15 protein-coding genes and 1 pseudogene are annotated in these 14,795 nt (G+C 70.8%); 12 read left to right on the top strand and 4 right to left on the bottom strand.

Annotated features, from left to right (window positions below; translation table 11 throughout):
- Positions 1-2 precede the first annotated feature (2 nt).
- Positions 3-824: an MBL fold metallo-hydrolase gene (locus DYE07_RS10435; RefSeq protein WP_147286925.1), complete on the top strand. Its 822-nt coding sequence runs from the start codon at positions 3-5 to the stop codon at positions 822-824.
- Positions 825-896: 72 nt separating this feature from the next.
- Here DYE07_RS10435 and DYE07_RS10440 read toward each other — a convergent pair whose 3' ends face one another.
- A complete protein-coding gene (locus DYE07_RS10440) occupies positions 897-1,574 on the bottom strand; it encodes a Crp/Fnr family transcriptional regulator (RefSeq protein ID WP_006943962.1) in 678 nt (225 codons plus the stop codon).
- A 215-nt stretch (positions 1,575-1,789) separates the two neighbouring features.
- On the opposite strand from DYE07_RS10440, the gene nth reads away from it, so the two are divergent.
- Both nth and DYE07_RS10450 read left to right on the top strand, forming a co-directional pair.
- A complete protein-coding gene (nth, locus tag DYE07_RS10445; protein WP_006943929.1) occupies positions 1,790-2,623 on the top strand; it encodes an endonuclease III in 834 nt (277 codons plus the stop codon).
- The gene (locus tag DYE07_RS10450) at positions 2,623-3,303 is read left to right on the top strand and encodes an NUDIX hydrolase (RefSeq protein ID WP_074041255.1); all 681 of its coding nucleotides are present in this window, start codon (positions 2,623-2,625) and stop codon (positions 3,301-3,303) included. Before nth ends, DYE07_RS10450 begins: the two co-directional genes overlap by 1 nt.
- Before the next feature lie 127 nt (positions 3,304-3,430).
- Here DYE07_RS10450 and DYE07_RS10455 read toward each other — a convergent pair whose 3' ends face one another.
- A complete protein-coding gene (locus DYE07_RS10455) occupies positions 3,431-3,835 on the bottom strand; it encodes a phage holin family protein (RefSeq protein ID WP_006943992.1) in 405 nt (134 codons plus the stop codon).
- Between the two features lie 152 nt (positions 3,836-3,987).
- Positions 3,988-5,355: a Na+/H+ antiporter NhaA gene (gene nhaA / locus DYE07_RS10460; protein WP_115296936.1), complete on the bottom strand. Its 1,368-nt coding sequence runs from the start codon at positions 5,353-5,355 to the stop codon at positions 3,988-3,990.
- Positions 5,356-5,592: 237 nt separating this feature from the next.
- Between nhaA and DYE07_RS10465 the strand changes: the two genes are divergently transcribed.
- Positions 5,593-6,114, top strand: coding sequence for an AAA family ATPase (locus tag DYE07_RS10465; protein WP_115296937.1), 522 nt, complete (start codon positions 5,593-5,595; stop codon positions 6,112-6,114).
- Positions 6,115-6,606: 492 nt separating this feature from the next.
- On the opposite strand, the gene acs is transcribed toward DYE07_RS10465, so the two are convergent.
- A complete protein-coding gene (gene acs / locus DYE07_RS10470) occupies positions 6,607-8,556 on the bottom strand; it encodes an acetate--CoA ligase (protein WP_172462990.1) in 1,950 nt (649 codons plus the stop codon).
- A gap of 223 nt (positions 8,557-8,779) precedes the next feature.
- On the opposite strand from acs, the gene DYE07_RS10475 reads away from it, so the two are divergent.
- From DYE07_RS10475 to DYE07_RS15430, 8 genes and pseudogenes are all read left to right on the top strand, one after another.
- On the top strand, positions 8,780-9,640 hold the full coding sequence (locus tag DYE07_RS10475) for a Fic family protein (RefSeq protein ID WP_006944034.1): 861 nt from the start codon (positions 8,780-8,782) through the stop codon (positions 9,638-9,640).
- A 402-nt stretch (positions 9,641-10,042) separates the two neighbouring features.
- Positions 10,043-11,017 (top strand): CpaE-like family protein, encoded by a 975-nt coding sequence (locus DYE07_RS10480; protein WP_115296939.1) that lies wholly within the window; start codon positions 10,043-10,045, stop codon positions 11,015-11,017.
- The gene (locus DYE07_RS10485; protein WP_231729428.1) at positions 11,008-12,126 is read left to right on the top strand and encodes a TadA family conjugal transfer-associated ATPase; all 1,119 of its coding nucleotides are present in this window, start codon (positions 11,008-11,010) and stop codon (positions 12,124-12,126) included. The genes DYE07_RS10480 and DYE07_RS10485 overlap by 10 nt, the downstream gene beginning before the upstream one ends.
- On the top strand, positions 12,123-12,821 hold the full coding sequence (locus tag DYE07_RS14795; protein ID WP_172462991.1) for a type II secretion system F family protein: 699 nt from the start codon (positions 12,123-12,125) through the stop codon (positions 12,819-12,821). The genes DYE07_RS10485 and DYE07_RS14795 overlap by 4 nt, the downstream gene beginning before the upstream one ends.
- Positions 12,818-13,438, top strand: a complete 621-nt coding sequence (locus DYE07_RS10490) for a type II secretion system F family protein (protein WP_006943927.1) — start codon at positions 12,818-12,820, stop codon at positions 13,436-13,438. The genes DYE07_RS14795 and DYE07_RS10490 overlap by 4 nt, the downstream gene beginning before the upstream one ends.
- Positions 13,439-13,516: 78 nt before the next feature.
- Positions 13,517-13,729 carry a DUF4244 domain-containing protein gene (locus tag DYE07_RS10495; RefSeq protein WP_006943941.1) on the top strand — a complete coding sequence of 71 codons (213 nt, stop codon included), beginning with the start codon at positions 13,517-13,519 and terminating at the stop codon, positions 13,727-13,729.
- A gap of 209 nt (positions 13,730-13,938) precedes the next feature.
- Positions 13,939-14,259 carry a TadE family type IV pilus minor pilin gene (locus tag DYE07_RS14800; protein WP_038569562.1) on the top strand — a complete coding sequence of 107 codons (321 nt, stop codon included), beginning with the start codon at positions 13,939-13,941 and terminating at the stop codon, positions 14,257-14,259.
- Positions 14,256-14,759, top strand: a pseudogene (locus tag DYE07_RS15430) (Rv3654c family TadE-like protein); the annotation flags it as partial. The gene DYE07_RS14800 and the pseudogene DYE07_RS15430, both read left to right, overlap by 4 nt.
- Between the last annotated feature and the right edge of the window lie 36 nt (positions 14,760-14,795).

Consider the following 14,795-nt stretch of genomic DNA (forward strand, 5'->3'; position numbering starts at 1 on the left):
CCGTGACCGACCAGGCGACCACGCATCCACTGCCCCCTGGCGTGCTTCACGTGCGCTGCGACAACCCGAGCGCCATGACGCTGAGTGGCACGAACAGCTATGTCATCACGCGAGCTGACGGCGTTGCCGACGGCGGCGAGCGCGCGCTCGTCATCGACCCGGGGCCGGACGAGCACGGGCACGTCGGTGCACTCGTCGACGCGGTGCGCGGCGTGAGTAACGTCGACGTCCTGCTCACGCATCATCACGACGATCACGAAGGCGGCGCGGCGAGGCTCGCCGAGCTGCTGTCCGAGGCAGGCGTCCGCGCGCGCGTCTGGGGCGGCGCACAGGGTATTACGCTCGTCGACGGGCGGATCTTCGACAACGTCCAGGTCGTCCTCGCGCCCGGTCATACTGCGGATTCGGTCGCGTATGTGTTCGAACGCGACGGCGATGTCGTGCTGTTCAGCGGCGACACGCTGCTCGGCGGCAGCAGTTCGTTCATCGCCCACCCCGACGGCGACCTCACCGACTACCTCGTGACGCTCGACGTGCTCGAAGCGGCCCTCGAGGCAACCCCCGGCGCCGTGCTGGCACCCGGGCACGGCGACGTCGGCGGCGACGCCCTCGCCGTCATCGACGCATACCGGCATCACCGCAACGAGCGGCTCGACGAGGTGCGGGCCGCGCTCGCCCAGGCACCGTCCGACGCTGATGACGCCGCGCGCGTCGACGCCGTCATCGACGGTGTGTACGGCGGCGTCGACGCGGCCCTGCGCCCCGCCGTCGAAGCCGTCGTCGCGGCGCAGTTGGCGCATCTGACGCGTATTGGCGAAGTCTGAATCAAGCGCTGACGGACGTCGAAGGCCGCCCCACCGATTCGGTGGGGCGGCCTTCGCCGCGTGGGGGAAGCCTCAGCGAGCGCGACGCTGCAGACGCTCGACGTCGAGCAGCGTGACGGCGCGTGCCTCGAGCTTGAGCCAGCCGCGTCCGGCGAAGTCGGCGAGGGCCTTGTTGACCGTCTCGCGCGAGGCACCGACGAGCTGCGCCAGCTCCTCCTGCGTCAGGTCGTGTGCGACGAGGACGCCACCGTCGACCTGACGGCCGAAGCGGCTCGCCAGGTCGAGCAGCGCCTTGGCGACGCGGCCGGGAACGTCGGTGAAGACGAGGTCGCCGAGCGCCTCGTTGGTGCGGCGCAGGCGGCGCGCGATCGAACCGAGCAGCTTGACGGCGACCTCGGGGCGCGTCGACACGAACTCGGTGAGCTCGGCGTGCCCGAGCCCGACGAGGTCGGTGCCGGCGACGGCGGTCGCCGTCGTCGTGCGGGCGCCCGGGTCGAAGAGGCTGAGCTCACCGAACATCTCGCCGGGGCCGAGTACGGCGAGCAGGTTCTCGCGGCCGTCGGGGGAGCGGCGGCCGAGCTTCACCTTGCCGGAGGTGATGACGTAGAGCCGATCGCCGGGCTCGCCCTCCTCGAACAGCACGTCACCACGTTCGATGCGCGCACGCGACATGCGCTGAAGAAGAGCCTGCGCATCCTCGTCGCTCAGCGCAGCGAAGAGGGGGGCCTGACGCACAACATCGATGTCCACCTCTCCATCCTGCCACGTTTCGCGTGACGGGCCGCACAGCACAGCTGTTTACTGCTGGGCGACGTGATGTGACGGCCCCCACCCACGGGCCGTCGGAGGGGGTTGTCAGCGCTGCGTTCTAGGGTGTGAGCATGAGTTCTTCCCCGTCCGTTCCGGCCGGCGACGCCGGCCCGGCGGCCTCCTCGTCAGGGCCCTCGACGTCGCCCGCGCGCAGGATGCCGCGTCGTGCTGCCGCGCGCCCCGAGACGCACACGGCGCTCGTGCGACAGGCGCGTCGCATCTACCGCACGCTCATCGCCCAGTACCCGTACGCGCGAGCCGAACTCGACTTCGAGTCGCCGCTCGAACTGCTCGTCGCCACCGTCATCTCGGCGCAGACCACCGACGTCGGCGTCAACAAGGTGACGCCGGTGCTGTTCGCGCGCTACCCCGACGCCGCGGCGCTCGCGGGCGCCGATCCGGCCGAGATGGAGGAGATCCTGCGTCCGACGGGGTTCTACCGGGCCAAGACGCGCGCCGTCATCAAGCTGAGCCAGGACATCGTCGAGCGCTTCGACGGTGAGGTGCCCGGCCGGCTCGACGACCTCGTGACCCTGCCCGGCGTCGGCCGCAAGACGGCGAACGTCGTGCTCGGCAACGCGTTCGGCGTGCCCGGCATCACCGTCGACACGCACTTCGGGCGGCTCGCGCGCCGGTTCGGGTGGACGACGTCCGAAGACCCCGTCAAGGTCGAGGCCGAGGTAGGTGCGCTGTTCCCGAAGAAGGACTGGACGATGCTCAGCCACGTCGTCATCTTCCACGGCCGGCGCATCTGCCACGCCCGCCGCCCGGCTTGTGGGGTCTGCCCGGTGGCGCAGTGGTGCCCGTCGTTCGGCGAGGGGGAGATCGACGCCGATGCAGCCCGCAAGCTGCTCAAGTACGAACTGGCCGTGCCGAAGGGCGGTGAGGCCCTCGTCGGCCTCCTCGTCGACGGCGCCGAACCCGACGCCTCGTTCTCGACCGGGCATCGGGGCACTCCGACCGTCCCGCGGCACTCGGGGCTCGCGTGATGACGGACGCGCCCGAGGCGCCGGCTTGGTTGCATCGCGTCCACGAGCTCGGCTCGTCGGACCGGCTGCGCGGTGCCTGGCCGTCGCCGGGGCCCGGGGCCCGTGAGTCGGCCGTCCTCATCCTCTTCGGGCCGACGGACGGCGCGATGGCGGGGCTCGAGTCGCTCGACGAGCAGGGCGGGGGCGTCGATGTCGTCCTCACCCAGCGCGCGGATGCGATGCGCACGCATGCGGGGCAGGTCTCGTTTCCCGGCGGGGGAGTCGAGCACGACGACGCGGACGCCGTCGCCACGGCGCTGCGTGAGGCGCACGAGGAGATCGGTCTGTCGCCGGCGGGCGTCGAGGTGCTCGGAGCGCTGGCACCCGTCGCGCTGACGGTGACGAACTTCGCCGTCACGCCGGTGCTGGCGTGGTGGCAGCAGCCGTCGCCGGTCGCCGCGCTCGACCCGATCGAGGTGGCACACGTCGCGCGGGTGCGCGTCAGCGACCTCGTCGATCCGGCCAATCGCCACACCGCGACGCATCCGCGCGGTTTCGCCGGGCCGGCGTTCACCGTCGACGGGCTGTACGTGTGGGGTTTCACAGCGTTCCTGCTCGACGCCGTGCTCACCGCTGCGGGGCTCACCCGCGCCTGGAACACCGGCGACCGCCGTCAGGTGCCGCAGCGGTTCCTGCGCTGACGTCGGCTGTCGCCTGGAGCGGTGGCGTTCCTGGGGGCGTCCAGATCGTGCGGGTATGACGAAGGCGGCCCCCCGCATGGGGAGCCGCCTTCGTCGAGCGTCCGACGCGAGCGTCAGACGTGGTGGATCACTTGGCGGGCTTGATGGCCGCGACCGTCGCCTGCGCGTTCTCGATCGTCTTCTCGGGCTTGCCCTTGATCTTCTTGAGGGCCTTGATGCCGATGAGCGCGAGCACCGCGGCGACGACGGCGAGGATGCCGGCGACGATGAGGAATCCGGCCCACGGGTTCCAGCCGAAGATGTTCGACAGGCCGTAGGCGAGGGACGTCAGCAGGAAGCCGAGCATGAAGAGTGCAAGGACGCCCGCCGCAGCGAGCATCCCGCCGCCCTTGCCGGCCTTCTGCGCATCCGCCTTGATCTCGACCTTCGCGAGGTCGATCTCACCCTTGACGATGTTCTGCAGGTCGGTGGTGGCGTCCGAGACGAGCTGACCCAGCGTGCGCTCGGTGCCTCGCGTGGTGTTGAGAGCCATGGGGTTTTCTCCTGTCAGCAGGCACTCGCTCGAGCTCGAGTGAGGTGGCCTGGCGCGTCAGACAATTCGTACTTGCCCCACAGACTACCGATTCGTGGGGTTTCGCGCCCACCGGGCCACAGGATGAGGCGTGTCGGTGGGCTGCGGGCGGGTCAGGCCGTGCTGGGGCGCTGGTAGACGTCGGGGATGCCGTCGTGGTTGTCGTCCCGCTCTTCCTCCTCGGCGAGCTGGGCGTAGACGCGGTTGCGTCGTGCCAGCACGATGCTGGCGAGCGCAGCCGACAGCAGGCTGCCGAGCAGGACGCCGATCTTGACGTGGTCGTCGGCGGAACTGCCTGATCCGAACGCGAGTTCACCGATGAGCAGGCTGACGGTGAAGCCGATGCCGCCGAGCAGGCTGAGGCCGAAGACGTCGCTCCACGTGAGGTTGTCGTCGAGTTCGGCGCGTGTGAACTTGCTGACGAGGAACGTGCTGCCGAAGATGCCGACCGCCTTGCCGAGCACGAGCCCGGCGATGACGCCGATCGTCACGGCGTCCGTCAGCGTGTCGGTGATGCTCGTGCCGACGACGGTGACGCCCGTCGAGAAGAACGCGAAGACGGGCACCGCGAAACCGGCGGAGTAGGGGTGCAGGCGCTGCTCCATGCGGTCGGCGATCGCGTGCTTGCCCTTGACCGGCACGAGCAGGCCGAGGACGACACCGGCGATCGTCGCGTGGATGCCCGAGTTGAGCACGCACACCCACGCGGCGATGGCCAGCACTCCGAGGACGACGGGGTTCTTGAGGCCCCGCTGAACGGCGACGCTGAAGAGCGCGATCGGCACGATGGCCGCGACGAGCCACGTCAGCGAGAAGCCGTGGCTGTAGAAGATCGCGATGATCGTGATGGCGATGAGGTCGTCGACGACCGCGAGGGTGAGCAGGAACGAACGCAACGCCGTCGGCAGGTGCGAGCCGATGACGGCGAGCACCGCCAGCGCGAACGCGATGTCGGTGGCCGTCGGGATCGCCCACCCCTGCGCGCCGTCGCCACCGGCATTGATGGCGGCGTAGATGAGAGCGGGGACGGCGACGCCGCACACGGCCGCGATGACGGGAACCGCCGCAGCCGAGGGGTTCTTGAGATCGCCGACGACGAACTCGTGCTTGAGCTCGAGGCCGACGACGAAGAAGAACAGTGCGAGCAGACCGTCGGCCGCCCAGTGCGCGACGGACATGTTGAGCCCGAGGAAGTGCGGGCCGATGTGCGCGTCGCGCAGCACCTCATAGCTGTGGCTCCACGGCGAGTTCGCCCACGTCAGCGCAGCCACGGCAGCCATGAGCAGCAGGACGCCACCGATGGTCTCCGTCTGGAGCAGTTCCTTGACGCGCCTCGCCTCGGGCCACGTGCCGCGGGTGAACATTCGCTTGGCCATGCGACCTGCCGTCGCGACGGGGGCTTGGTGCGCGTAGGTCTTGAAGTCCTCGAACTCCGGTGGCTCGTCACTCATCGGAGGGAGGGGGTTCTTGTTGCCGGGCATGGGCGGCTCCTCAGGGGTAGCGCTGAGCAGGGGCACCCGGTGGCTCGTGAGCACTTCTCGGGCGGCCGACCAGACTTCCCGGCACACCAATTGCTGAGAATTCTACGGGAGTTCGCCCCACGTCCGATCCGACGTCCGGTGCGCGGGACGCCCCTGCCCCCGCCAAGCAGCCCCGTCCAACTGGCCCCGCCATCGTGGGTGCGGGTGCGCGGTCGACGTGCACGCTAGGTTGGAGTCGTGTCGGCGCTCATCGTCATCCGAGGCAACAGTCGGGCAGGCAAGAGCACCTTGGCCACGTGCCTCGCAGAGCGCATCGGGCGCGAGCGGACGATGGTGGTCGGGCAAGACGTCGTGCGTCGAATCATCCTCACCCCCCATGGCACGGTAGACGTTCACGCTCGCGCAGTTCTGCGCGCCCTGGTGACGGCTGGCTTGGGCGAAGGGCTCGACGTGATCGCGGAGGGGATCTGGTTCAGCGGACACTACGGCCCGGTTCTTCGTGAGCTGGCTGCTCAGCATGCAGGGCCGAGCCTGTTCGTGAGGCTCGAGGTCCCCTTCGACGAGTCCGTGCGGCGTCTCGCCGAGTCGCCGGAGGCCGGTGAGTTCACCGCAGACGACATGCGTGCCTGGTGGCGAGACCGGGACCCCATTGCAGGTGTCCACGAGTACGTCCTCTCAGCTACCGAGCCTCCGAGGGAACTGGCGCGCTTCATTCTGCAGACCCTGTACGCGCCGGCCCCACCGCGCGATGGCGGGTAACTCACAGGTAGGCAGACAACTACCCGCCTACCCGTGAGTTACCCGCCATCGTGGGTGCGGGGGCATCGGCTGCGAGCGTGACGGGGCTGGACGGCCGTTCGTCTCCACAGACGTGACGGCCGGGCACCCTGATCCACATGGTGCGGCGCCAGCGCTGTGCAGACGGCGGACGCGTCGCGCACGGTGGTGGCATGACAGATCTTCCTCACAAGGTGCTCGGGCGGGTCACCTCGGCGTCCAACGCGCGAGCCTCGTCGGTCTCGGTGTGTCCGACACCCAGATCCGAGCGTGTCAGGTACGTCGTCGTCCGCCTCGTGCACGGGGATCTGGCGAACCCGGCACACGTCGTCCGGCTCGTGCGCGAAGGCACCGAACGCTCGAGGGCGAGGGCAGCCTGACTACACGATGGCGGGTAACTCACACGCCGGCAGGCAAGTGCCCGCCTACCTGTGAGTTACCGTCATCGTGAGCCGGTGAGCCGGAGGCGAAGAGCTACTTCTTCAACCCCGCCTGGATCTGAGCCATGACGCTCGGGTCGGCCAACGTCGTGGCGTCACCGGCTTCACGGCCCTCGGCGACATCCTTGAGCAGGCGTCGCATGATCTTGCCCGAACGGGTCTTCGGCAATTCGTCGACGACGAGCACCTGTCGCGGCTTCGCGATCGGCCCGATCTGATGACCGACGTGCGTGCGCAGCTCCTGGACGAGCTCGTCGCGGGCTGTGTCTACGGCGTAGTTCTCACGCGATTCTTCGCGCAGGATGACGAACGCGCAGACGGCCTGGCCGGTCGTCTCGTCCGCGGCGCCGACGACGGCGGCCTCCGCGACCGTGTCGTGGCTGACGAGCGCCGACTCGATCTCGGAGGTCGACAGGCGGTGACCGGATACGTTCATGACGTCGTCGACGCGGCCGAGCACCCAGATGTTGCCGTCCTCGTCGCGCTTCGCGCCGTCACCGGCGAAGTACATGTCGGGGAAGCGCGACCAGTACGTGTCCTCGTAGCGCTGACGGTCGCCCCAGATGCCGCGCAGCATCGACGGCCACGGGTCGCGGATGACGAGGTAGCCGCTCTCGCCGTTCGGCACGCTCTTGCCCTCTTCGTCGACGACGTCGGCGGTGATGCCGGGCACGGGTGCCTGCGCCGAACCGGGCACGAGCGCCGTGACGCCGGGCAGCGGCGACATCATGATCGCGCCAGTCTCCGTCTGCCACCACGTGTCGACGATCGGGGCCTCACCCGCGCCGATGACGTCACGGAACCACATCCACGCCTCAGGGTTGATCGGCTCGCCGACCGAGCCGAGCACCCGGATGCTCGACAGGTCGTACTCCTGCGGGATCTCCTCGCCCCACTTCATGCAGGTGCGGATCGCCGTCGGCGCCGTGTAGAAGATCGACACCTTCTTGTCGGCGATGATCTCCCACCAGCGACCCTGATGCGGGGTGTCGGGCGTGCCCTCGTACATGACCTGCGTCGCGCCGTTCGCGAGCGGGCCGTATGTGATGTAGCTGTGGCCGGTGATCCAGCCGACGTCGGCGGTGCACCAGTAGACGTCCGTGTCGGGGTGGACGTCGTGGACGACGGCGTTCGTGTACGCCGCCTGCGTCAGGTAGCCGCCCGAGGTGTGGAAGATGCCCTTCGGCTTCCCCGTCGTGCCCGAGGTGTAGAGGATGAACAGCGGGTGCTCCGCATCGAAGTTCTCGACCTCGACGACGGGTTCGGCGGCCTCGAGCGCCTCGTCCCACCACATGTCCTTGTCACCCATCGTGACGTCCTCGACGGTGCGCTTGACGACGAGTACGCGCTGCACGCTCGTCTCCCCGCTGACGGCCTCGTCGACGGCCGGCTTGAGCGCGCTCGGCTTGCCGCGGCGATAGCCGCCGTCAGCGGTGATGACGACCTTCGCCTCACCGTCGGCGATGCGGGTGCGCAGCGCGTCCGCCGAGAAGCCGCCGAAGACGACGGAGTGGACGGCGCCGATGCGCGCGCACGCGAGCATCGAGATGACGGCCTCGGGGATCATCGGCAGGTAGATCGCGACGCGGTCACCCGCTTCGACGCCGGCGGCGCGCAGAGCTCCGGCGGCGCGCTGCACGCGCTCGGTGAGGTCGGCGTACGTGATGGCCTGCTCGTCGCCCGGCTCGCCGACGAAGTGGATGGCAACGCGCTCGCCGTTGCCCGCCTCGACATGGCGGTCGGCGCAGTTGTAGGCGACGTTGAGCTCACCGCCGACGAACCACTTCGCGACGGGCGCGTCGGACCAGTCGAGGACCTCGTCGAAGTCCTTGCTCCAGGTGAGGCGCTCGCGGGCCTGCTTCGCCCAGAACGCGAGGCGGTCGGCGCCGGCCTCTTCGTACAGCGACGCCTGGCCCACGGCCTGGGCCGTGAAGGCCTCGCTCGGGTGGAAGGGGCCGGGCGTGGGGTCGGGGGTTTCGCTCATGGCGGGCGCTCCTTGCTTCGTCTCGGACACTCCGGCGTCGGCCGCCGAGCGGGCGGGCGCCGGGCCTGCTCGCGCTCGGATCGGGGGAGGCCCCGGATCGTCGGCGCGATGAGGTGTGGATCACAGGCGTCAACCCTTTTCTATCGCATCGCCCGGGTGGCGCGTCGAGGGCGGTTCGCATACTGACGGGTAGCAAACGTGGGGCGCTGAGTACGCTTGCGCCATGACTGCGACCGTCGACGCCGTGCGTGCCCTTGCCGACCTGCCCGAGGTGGGCGAGAGTGTCGATCGTGCCCGTGAAGCCTGCACCGAACTGCGCTGGCACAACGCGTTGCGACGGCGCATCCCGCAGGCCGCCGCCGAGTCGCGTGTGCGCGGGGCGCGGGCCAGCGCCGCGCTGGACGGCGCCGAGGTCTCCGTCGACGTCGTGCGTGAGTTGGTCGTCGGGCTGACGTCGTGGCCCGAGGAGCCCGACCCGCTCGAGCGGGCGCTGCGCGGCGCGGTGCAAGCCACCGCCGAGACGGAGCATGCCCGAGACCTCGTGCTGACGTCCCCCGCTCAGGCCCTCGCACGCCTCCACGTCGCCGTAGCGGGGTCTTCGGCGGGTGTCGATCTGCCGCCCGACGCCGTAGGACGCCCCCGTCGCGATGACGAGGTGTGCGCCGAACTCGTCGAGGTCGGAGCGCCCGTGCCGGCACTGGAACTTCCCGCGCGGCTCGGAGGGCTCTACGAACTCGTCGCGTGCCATGACAAGGCACCGGTGGCGGTGGTCGCCGCCCTCGCTCATGCCGAGATCGCGACGATGCGCCCCTTCGTGCGCGGGAACGCGATCGTGGCGCGAGGTTTCGAGCGGGCCCTCGTGCAGGCCGCCGGGCTCGACCCGACGGGAGTCTGCGTGCCCGAGGTCGGCCACCTGCGCGAGGCGAGCGCGGGATACGTCGGGGCGCTCGCGGCGTATGCGACCGGCTCCGCGGACGGGGTTCGCCTGTGGCTGACGTTCTGCGTCGGCTCGTACGAGCGGGGCGCGCGTGAAGGCATGCGCATCGCGGACGCGGTCCTCGCCGGGCGGCTCGGCGGATTGTAAGCAATTGCCACCCACTTCAGGGTGGAGTCTTGGCGTGATGTGGGTGAAGTCTCAGTAAATCAACAGGTTCCGGCTTGGATTAGCGTGCCCACCGTGACATATTGAAGCAGTGCGCTCCCCTCGGGTCGAGCGCTGGCGTGCATGCCGCACCCCCAAGGGTATGCACGCATAGACAGCCCCCGTCGTCCCCCCGACGGGGGCTGTCGCTGTTCCTGGCCGGTGGGTGCGGCGGGGGCTGGAATTCGGCGGGCCCCGACGGAGGCGCTGAGGCCGCGACGGGCGGGTGCGTCATCCACAGGGTGTGACGGCTACGGCCGGTTTTTGCCCTCGCCTGCAGGCTGATCCACAGGTTCGGCTCTCGCGACCTTGGCCCGGGCTGGTGCCGGCCGTGACGGTGGAGCCATGAACGCATGGGACGACGCGGGGGCGAGATTCGAACTCCCCGGGCGGCATCGAAGCCGCAGTGAAGAGCAGTCCGCCGAGTCGGCGCGAGGCGACGGAGCGCGTGATGCCTGGCCGGATGGCGAGGTGTTCGCCGACGACGTCGATGATCTGGCCGGTTCGGGCGGTGGCATCGTCGGCGTCGGGGATGGGGCCCTCGAGGCCCCGCTCGTGCGTGGACGTCGCATCGCGGTGATGTGCCCCGATTCGAGCATCGACGGTGCGTGCTTCGGGGCTGCGCTCGCGGGGTATCTGGCGAAGGTCGCGGCGGCCAGCGGCTCGTCGAGACCGCCGGTGGCCCTCGTCGACGGTCAACCCGGAACGGGTGGGCTCGACGTGCTGCTCGACCTCGAGACGACGCCCGGTGCGCGCTGGCCGGCCCTGCGTGGCGCGGGATCCCACATCGACCGTGAGCGGCTGCTCGCCGCCCTGCCGCAGCGCGACGGGGTGGCGGTGCTCAGCCACACCGCCTCTCCCGCCGTCGTCGACGAGGAGTCGAGGCGCGCGACGCACGAGGCGCTCGCCCACGTCGCGGGGGACGTCGTGCACTGCCTGGCCGCGCATCCGCTGCCACGCCCGGGGGAATTCGACGTCATCGTGCTGCTCGTGCGCGGCACGCTCGCGTCGACGGCTGCAGCGCAGCACACGGTGCGAGCGCTCACGGAGCTCGCGCTGGACGAGCCGGGCGGCTCGGGCATCGCGCCGGTCGCGCTCGTCGCGCTCGAGACGCCGGTGCGTACGCGCTCCGTGCTCGCCGAATCGCTCGGTGCCCCGCTTGTCGCGGCCGGCCCGACGCGGTGGCGCATGAGCGCCCACTGCCCGGCCGACCTGCTCGCGGGCCGATGGCCGGGGCAGCGTGAGACGACGATGACCCGCCTCGTGCGCGACGTGTCGATGTTCGTCGCGCGCCTCGAACGGGAGCCGTCATGGGCGTAGCCGAAGGCATGTGGAAGGAGATCCACGCCGGGCGTGCACCGAGCGCGCGCTCGCTCGAATCGCTCGTGAAGCTCGACGCGCCGGTGTTCGGGCAGGAGCAGCGCGTCGCACTCGAGGCGCGCCTCGACGCCGATGTCCTCGGCGCCGGGCCGCTGCGTGAAGCGCTCGAACTCCCCGGGGTGAGCGACGTGCTCGTCAACGGCACCCGGGGTGTCTGGGTCGATCGCGGATGCGGCGTCGAACGGATCGCGCTCGACCTGGGCGGCGAGGAAGACGTGCGGCGACTCGCCGTGCGCCTCGCTGCCGCAGCGGGCCGGCGCCTCGACGACGCGAGCCCCTACGTCGACGCCGTCCTGCCCGGCGGGGTGCGACTGCATGCGGTGCTGCCGCCGCTCGTCGACCACGGCGCACACCTGAGCCTGCGTGTGCCGGGCGGCTTGCGAATCGGTCTCGGCGACCTCGTCGCCCGCGGCGCGATGGACGACGAGGTGGCCGCGCTGCTGCTCGCCCTCGTGCGGGCCAAGGTGTCCTTCGTCATCAGCGGTGGCACCGGAACGGGCAAGACCACGCTGCTCGCGGCGCTGCTGCGTCACGTGCCCCACGACGAACGCCTTCTCGTCGTCGAGGACGTACGGGAGCTCGCCGTCGAACACCCGCACGTGGTGCGACTCGAGGCGCGCTCCCCGAACGTCGAGGGGGTCGGCGAAGTGCCGCTGGCCGCGCTCGTGCGGCAATCCCTGCGCATGCGGCCCGATCGGATCGTCGTCGGTGAGGTGCGTGGCGCCGAGGTGCGTGAGCTCATGACGGCGCTCAACACGGGCCACGAGGGTGGGTGCGGCACCGTTCATGCCAACGCGGCGGCCGACGTGCCCGCGCGTTTCGAAGCGCTCGGCGCGCTGGCCGGCATGAGCCCCGAAGCAGTGCGCACACAGCTGCGGCCGGCGATCAGCGTCGTCATCCACGTCGAACGCGTCGACGGGATGCGCCGCGTCGCGAGCGTCGGGGTGATGGGGGGCGACCATCACGGCTTGCGGGTCGAGGCAGCCTGGCAGCGCGGTGTGCGCGCGGGTGCCTGGCCCGCTCTGTGCGACCTGGCAGGTGTGCGATGAACGTCATGACCTTGGCGCTCGCGACCGCCGTCGCCGTCATCGCTTGGCCGGCTCGGGTGCAGGCTCTTCCGCGGGAGGATCGGCGGCCGGTGCGAGGGGTGCGGCGCCTGAGCAGCAGCGATCCCGAGGCCGAATGCCTGCAGCTCGTGGACGCTCTCGTCACGGTGCTGCGCGCCGGGTCGGCCGTCACGCCGGCCCTCATCATGGCGCTCGATGGTGTGGGGGCCACCTCGGCGGGTGGGAGCGCGACGAGTGCCGGGTGGCAGCGGCTGCGCCTCGAAGCGGTGCGCGACGGTGATGTCGTGCAGGTCTGGCGCGACCTCGGACGCTTGTGGCGCAGCGCCGCGTTCGAGGAGGTCGCCGCGGCCTGGCAGCTGTCGGCGCGGCACGGATGCCCACTCGCCGACGCGATGGAGGGTGCCGCCCGCAGTGTGCGAGCACGGCGCTCGCATCGTGCGTGCGTGGACGGTGCGACGGCGGGTGCGAAGGCGAGCACGTCGGTGCTGCTGGGCCTGCCGGTGCTCGGGGTGGGCCTCGGGATGCTGCTGGGCGTCGACATGCTCGGTTGCTACAGCGGCTTCTCCGGGCTGGTGACGCTGTGGCCCGGGATTGCGCTCATGTTCGTCGGGGCGCGGTGGTCGCGTCGCATGACGGCGTCCGCGCTCAAGGCACCGACCGAGGCGGCGACGTCATGACGGTGTGGGTGCTGGTGGCGGCGAGCGCCGCTGCGATGGCGTTGTGGCCGAGTTCGACGCGGGCCGAGCGGCCCGTCCTCGTCACGAGCGACGAGAGCGACACGGCGGATCATCCGTTGGCGGTCGCCTCCTCCATCGATCTGCTCGCCCTCGCACTGGAAGGCGGGGCGCCCGCCGTCGTCGCGCTCGAGGCCGTGGGAGCGGCGCAGCGGGGAGGGCCGTCGACGGAGACGGCGTTTCGGGATGCCGGCGGGCTCGAGCTGCCGAACAGCGCAGGCTCGCCGGGGAACGCGGCCGGTGGCGTCAGTACGGTCAGCCGCGTCGCGGCGGCGCTGCGCTGGGGCGTGGACGAACGTAGCGCTTGGGCGCTCGCGCCGCCCGTCTGGCGTCCCGTCGCGACAGCCTTCGAACTGGCCGGACGTTGCGGCGCGGCGCCGAGCTCGCTGCTGCGGCAGGCGGCCGACGACCTGCGTCGCTCCGAGGCCGAACGTGTCACGCAAGCGGGCGCGAAGGCCGGCGTGCGCATCGTCCTGCCGCTCGGCTTGTGTTTTCTGCCCGCCTTCATCCTCATCGCCATCGTTCCGCTCGTGCTCGGGCTCGTGAAACTGCCCGCCTGAGCGCCCACACACTCCGTCGCCGCCGGCGCCGGGACGTCCACTCCGGACGACAACCGCACCACCTTCAAGGAGACAACCATGATCGCCACCACCCGCCGTACCCGTGACGAGCTGCTGCGCCGCTGGCGCGCCGCGAGCGAAGCCGCCGAGCACGGCATGTCGACCGCCGAGTACGCCGTCGGCACCATCGCCGCCGTCGCGTTCGCCGCTGTGCTCATCGCCATCGTCAAGTCCGACACCGTCCGATCCGCGCTCGAGGGCATCTTCTCCTCGGCACTGTCGACGCGCTGACGGCGAGGGCGACGATGACCACGCGGGCGACGGCGCTGGGGGTGGCGAGGGCGACCTCGTCGCGGGCGACGCTCACGGCGACGAGTGCTCCATCGACTCGAACGGCTCGGCCTGCGGCCGGTCGGGCGTCGACGAAGCCTGCGTCCGCGACCATGGGATGCAATCTGCCCACATGGTTGCGCCGTCGTTGGTTGGTCGACGAATCAGGCATGGCTACAGCGGAATTCGCCGTTGCGCTGCCCGCCGTTGTTGTCGTCGTCTCGCTCGTCGTCGCCCTCACGCAGTTGTTGTTGACCCATCATCGGACGTGGAACGCCGCCTCCGTCGCCGCCCGTTCGGCCGCCAGGGGTGACGGCGACGACGCCGTACGTCGCGCCGTCGCCGCGACGGGCGTGCCGGCGACGTTGAGCGTCGCTCGCGACGGCGGGTGGGTGACGGTCTCGCTCGTCGCCCGCCCGCCGTCGCCCCTCGGCTGGGTGCTGCCCGATGTCACGGCCCGTGCGGTGGCCGCTCAGGAAGAGGGCCCATGATCTGGCGATCCCGACAGCCGCGTCTACCCCAGCACGGGTCGACGCGTTCGTCGCAGCCGTCCCATCTGTGGCGCCGGCTGCCGCGCGCGTGTCCACGGACGTGGTCGCGGTCGTCCGCGCAAACACAAACACCGACACCGGCAAGGTCACGGACACCTGATCCGCGCGCACCTCGGACTCCGAGCGAGCGTGGTGGTGCGAGCGTCGTCATGGTGGGCGTCGTCGGGATGCTCGTCGCGCTGTTCGCGGGTGTCGCGACGTATGCGCGCATCGCCGTCGACGCCGAGCGCGTGAGGCTCGCGGCGGATCACGCGGCGCTGGCGGGTGCGTCCGTCGTGCTCGGCGCAGCGCGCCTGCCGGCAGGGGACGCCTGCGCGGCCGCCGGGCACAGTGCTCGCCTCAACGATGCGACGCTCACGACCTGCACCGAGTTGTCGACGGGGGTGCAGGTGACGGCACGTCGGGCCTCGGCCCTCGGGCACGAGGTGACAGCGACCGCCCGCGCCGGCGCGCCCGAAGACCACTCGGCCAGACAG

The sequence above is a fragment of the Dermacoccus nishinomiyaensis genome, assembly GCF_900447535.1.
Classification (GTDB): Bacteria; Actinomycetota; Actinomycetes; order Actinomycetales; family Dermatophilaceae; genus Dermacoccus; species Dermacoccus nishinomiyaensis.

Bases quoted from the DNA above. Each gene is read 5' to 3' on its own strand.
- DYE07_RS10490 (WP_006943927.1), top strand. From the start codon at position 12,818: ATGACGGTGTGGGTGCTGGTGGCGGCGAGCGCCGCTGCGATGGCGTTG.
- DYE07_RS10480 (WP_115296939.1), top strand. From the start codon at position 10,043: ATGAACGCATGGGACGACGCGGGGGCGAGATTCGAACTCCCCGGGCGG.
- DYE07_RS10450 (WP_074041255.1), top strand. From the start codon at position 2,623: ATGACGGACGCGCCCGAGGCGCCGGCTTGGTTGCATCGCGTCCACGAG.
- nth (WP_006943929.1), top strand. From the start codon at position 1,790: ATGCCGCGTCGTGCTGCCGCGCGCCCCGAGACGCACACGGCGCTCGTG.
- DYE07_RS10475 (WP_006944034.1), top strand. From the start codon at position 8,780: ATGACTGCGACCGTCGACGCCGTGCGTGCCCTTGCCGACCTGCCCGAG.
- DYE07_RS10495 (WP_006943941.1), top strand. From the start codon at position 13,517: ATGATCGCCACCACCCGCCGTACCCGTGACGAGCTGCTGCGCCGCTGG.
- nhaA (WP_115296936.1), bottom strand. From the start codon at position 5,355: ATGCCCGGCAACAAGAACCCCCTCCCTCCGATGAGTGACGAGCCACCG.
- DYE07_RS10455 (WP_006943992.1), bottom strand. From the start codon at position 3,835: ATGGCTCTCAACACCACGCGAGGCACCGAGCGCACGCTGGGTCAGCTC.
- DYE07_RS10485 (WP_231729428.1), top strand. From the start codon at position 11,008: ATGGGCGTAGCCGAAGGCATGTGGAAGGAGATCCACGCCGGGCGTGCA.
- DYE07_RS14795 (WP_172462991.1), top strand. From the start codon at position 12,123: ATGAACGTCATGACCTTGGCGCTCGCGACCGCCGTCGCCGTCATCGCT.
- DYE07_RS14800 (WP_038569562.1), top strand. From the start codon at position 13,939: ATGGCTACAGCGGAATTCGCCGTTGCGCTGCCCGCCGTTGTTGTCGTC.
- acs (WP_172462990.1), bottom strand. From the start codon at position 8,556: ATGAGCGAAACCCCCGACCCCACGCCCGGCCCCTTCCACCCGAGCGAG.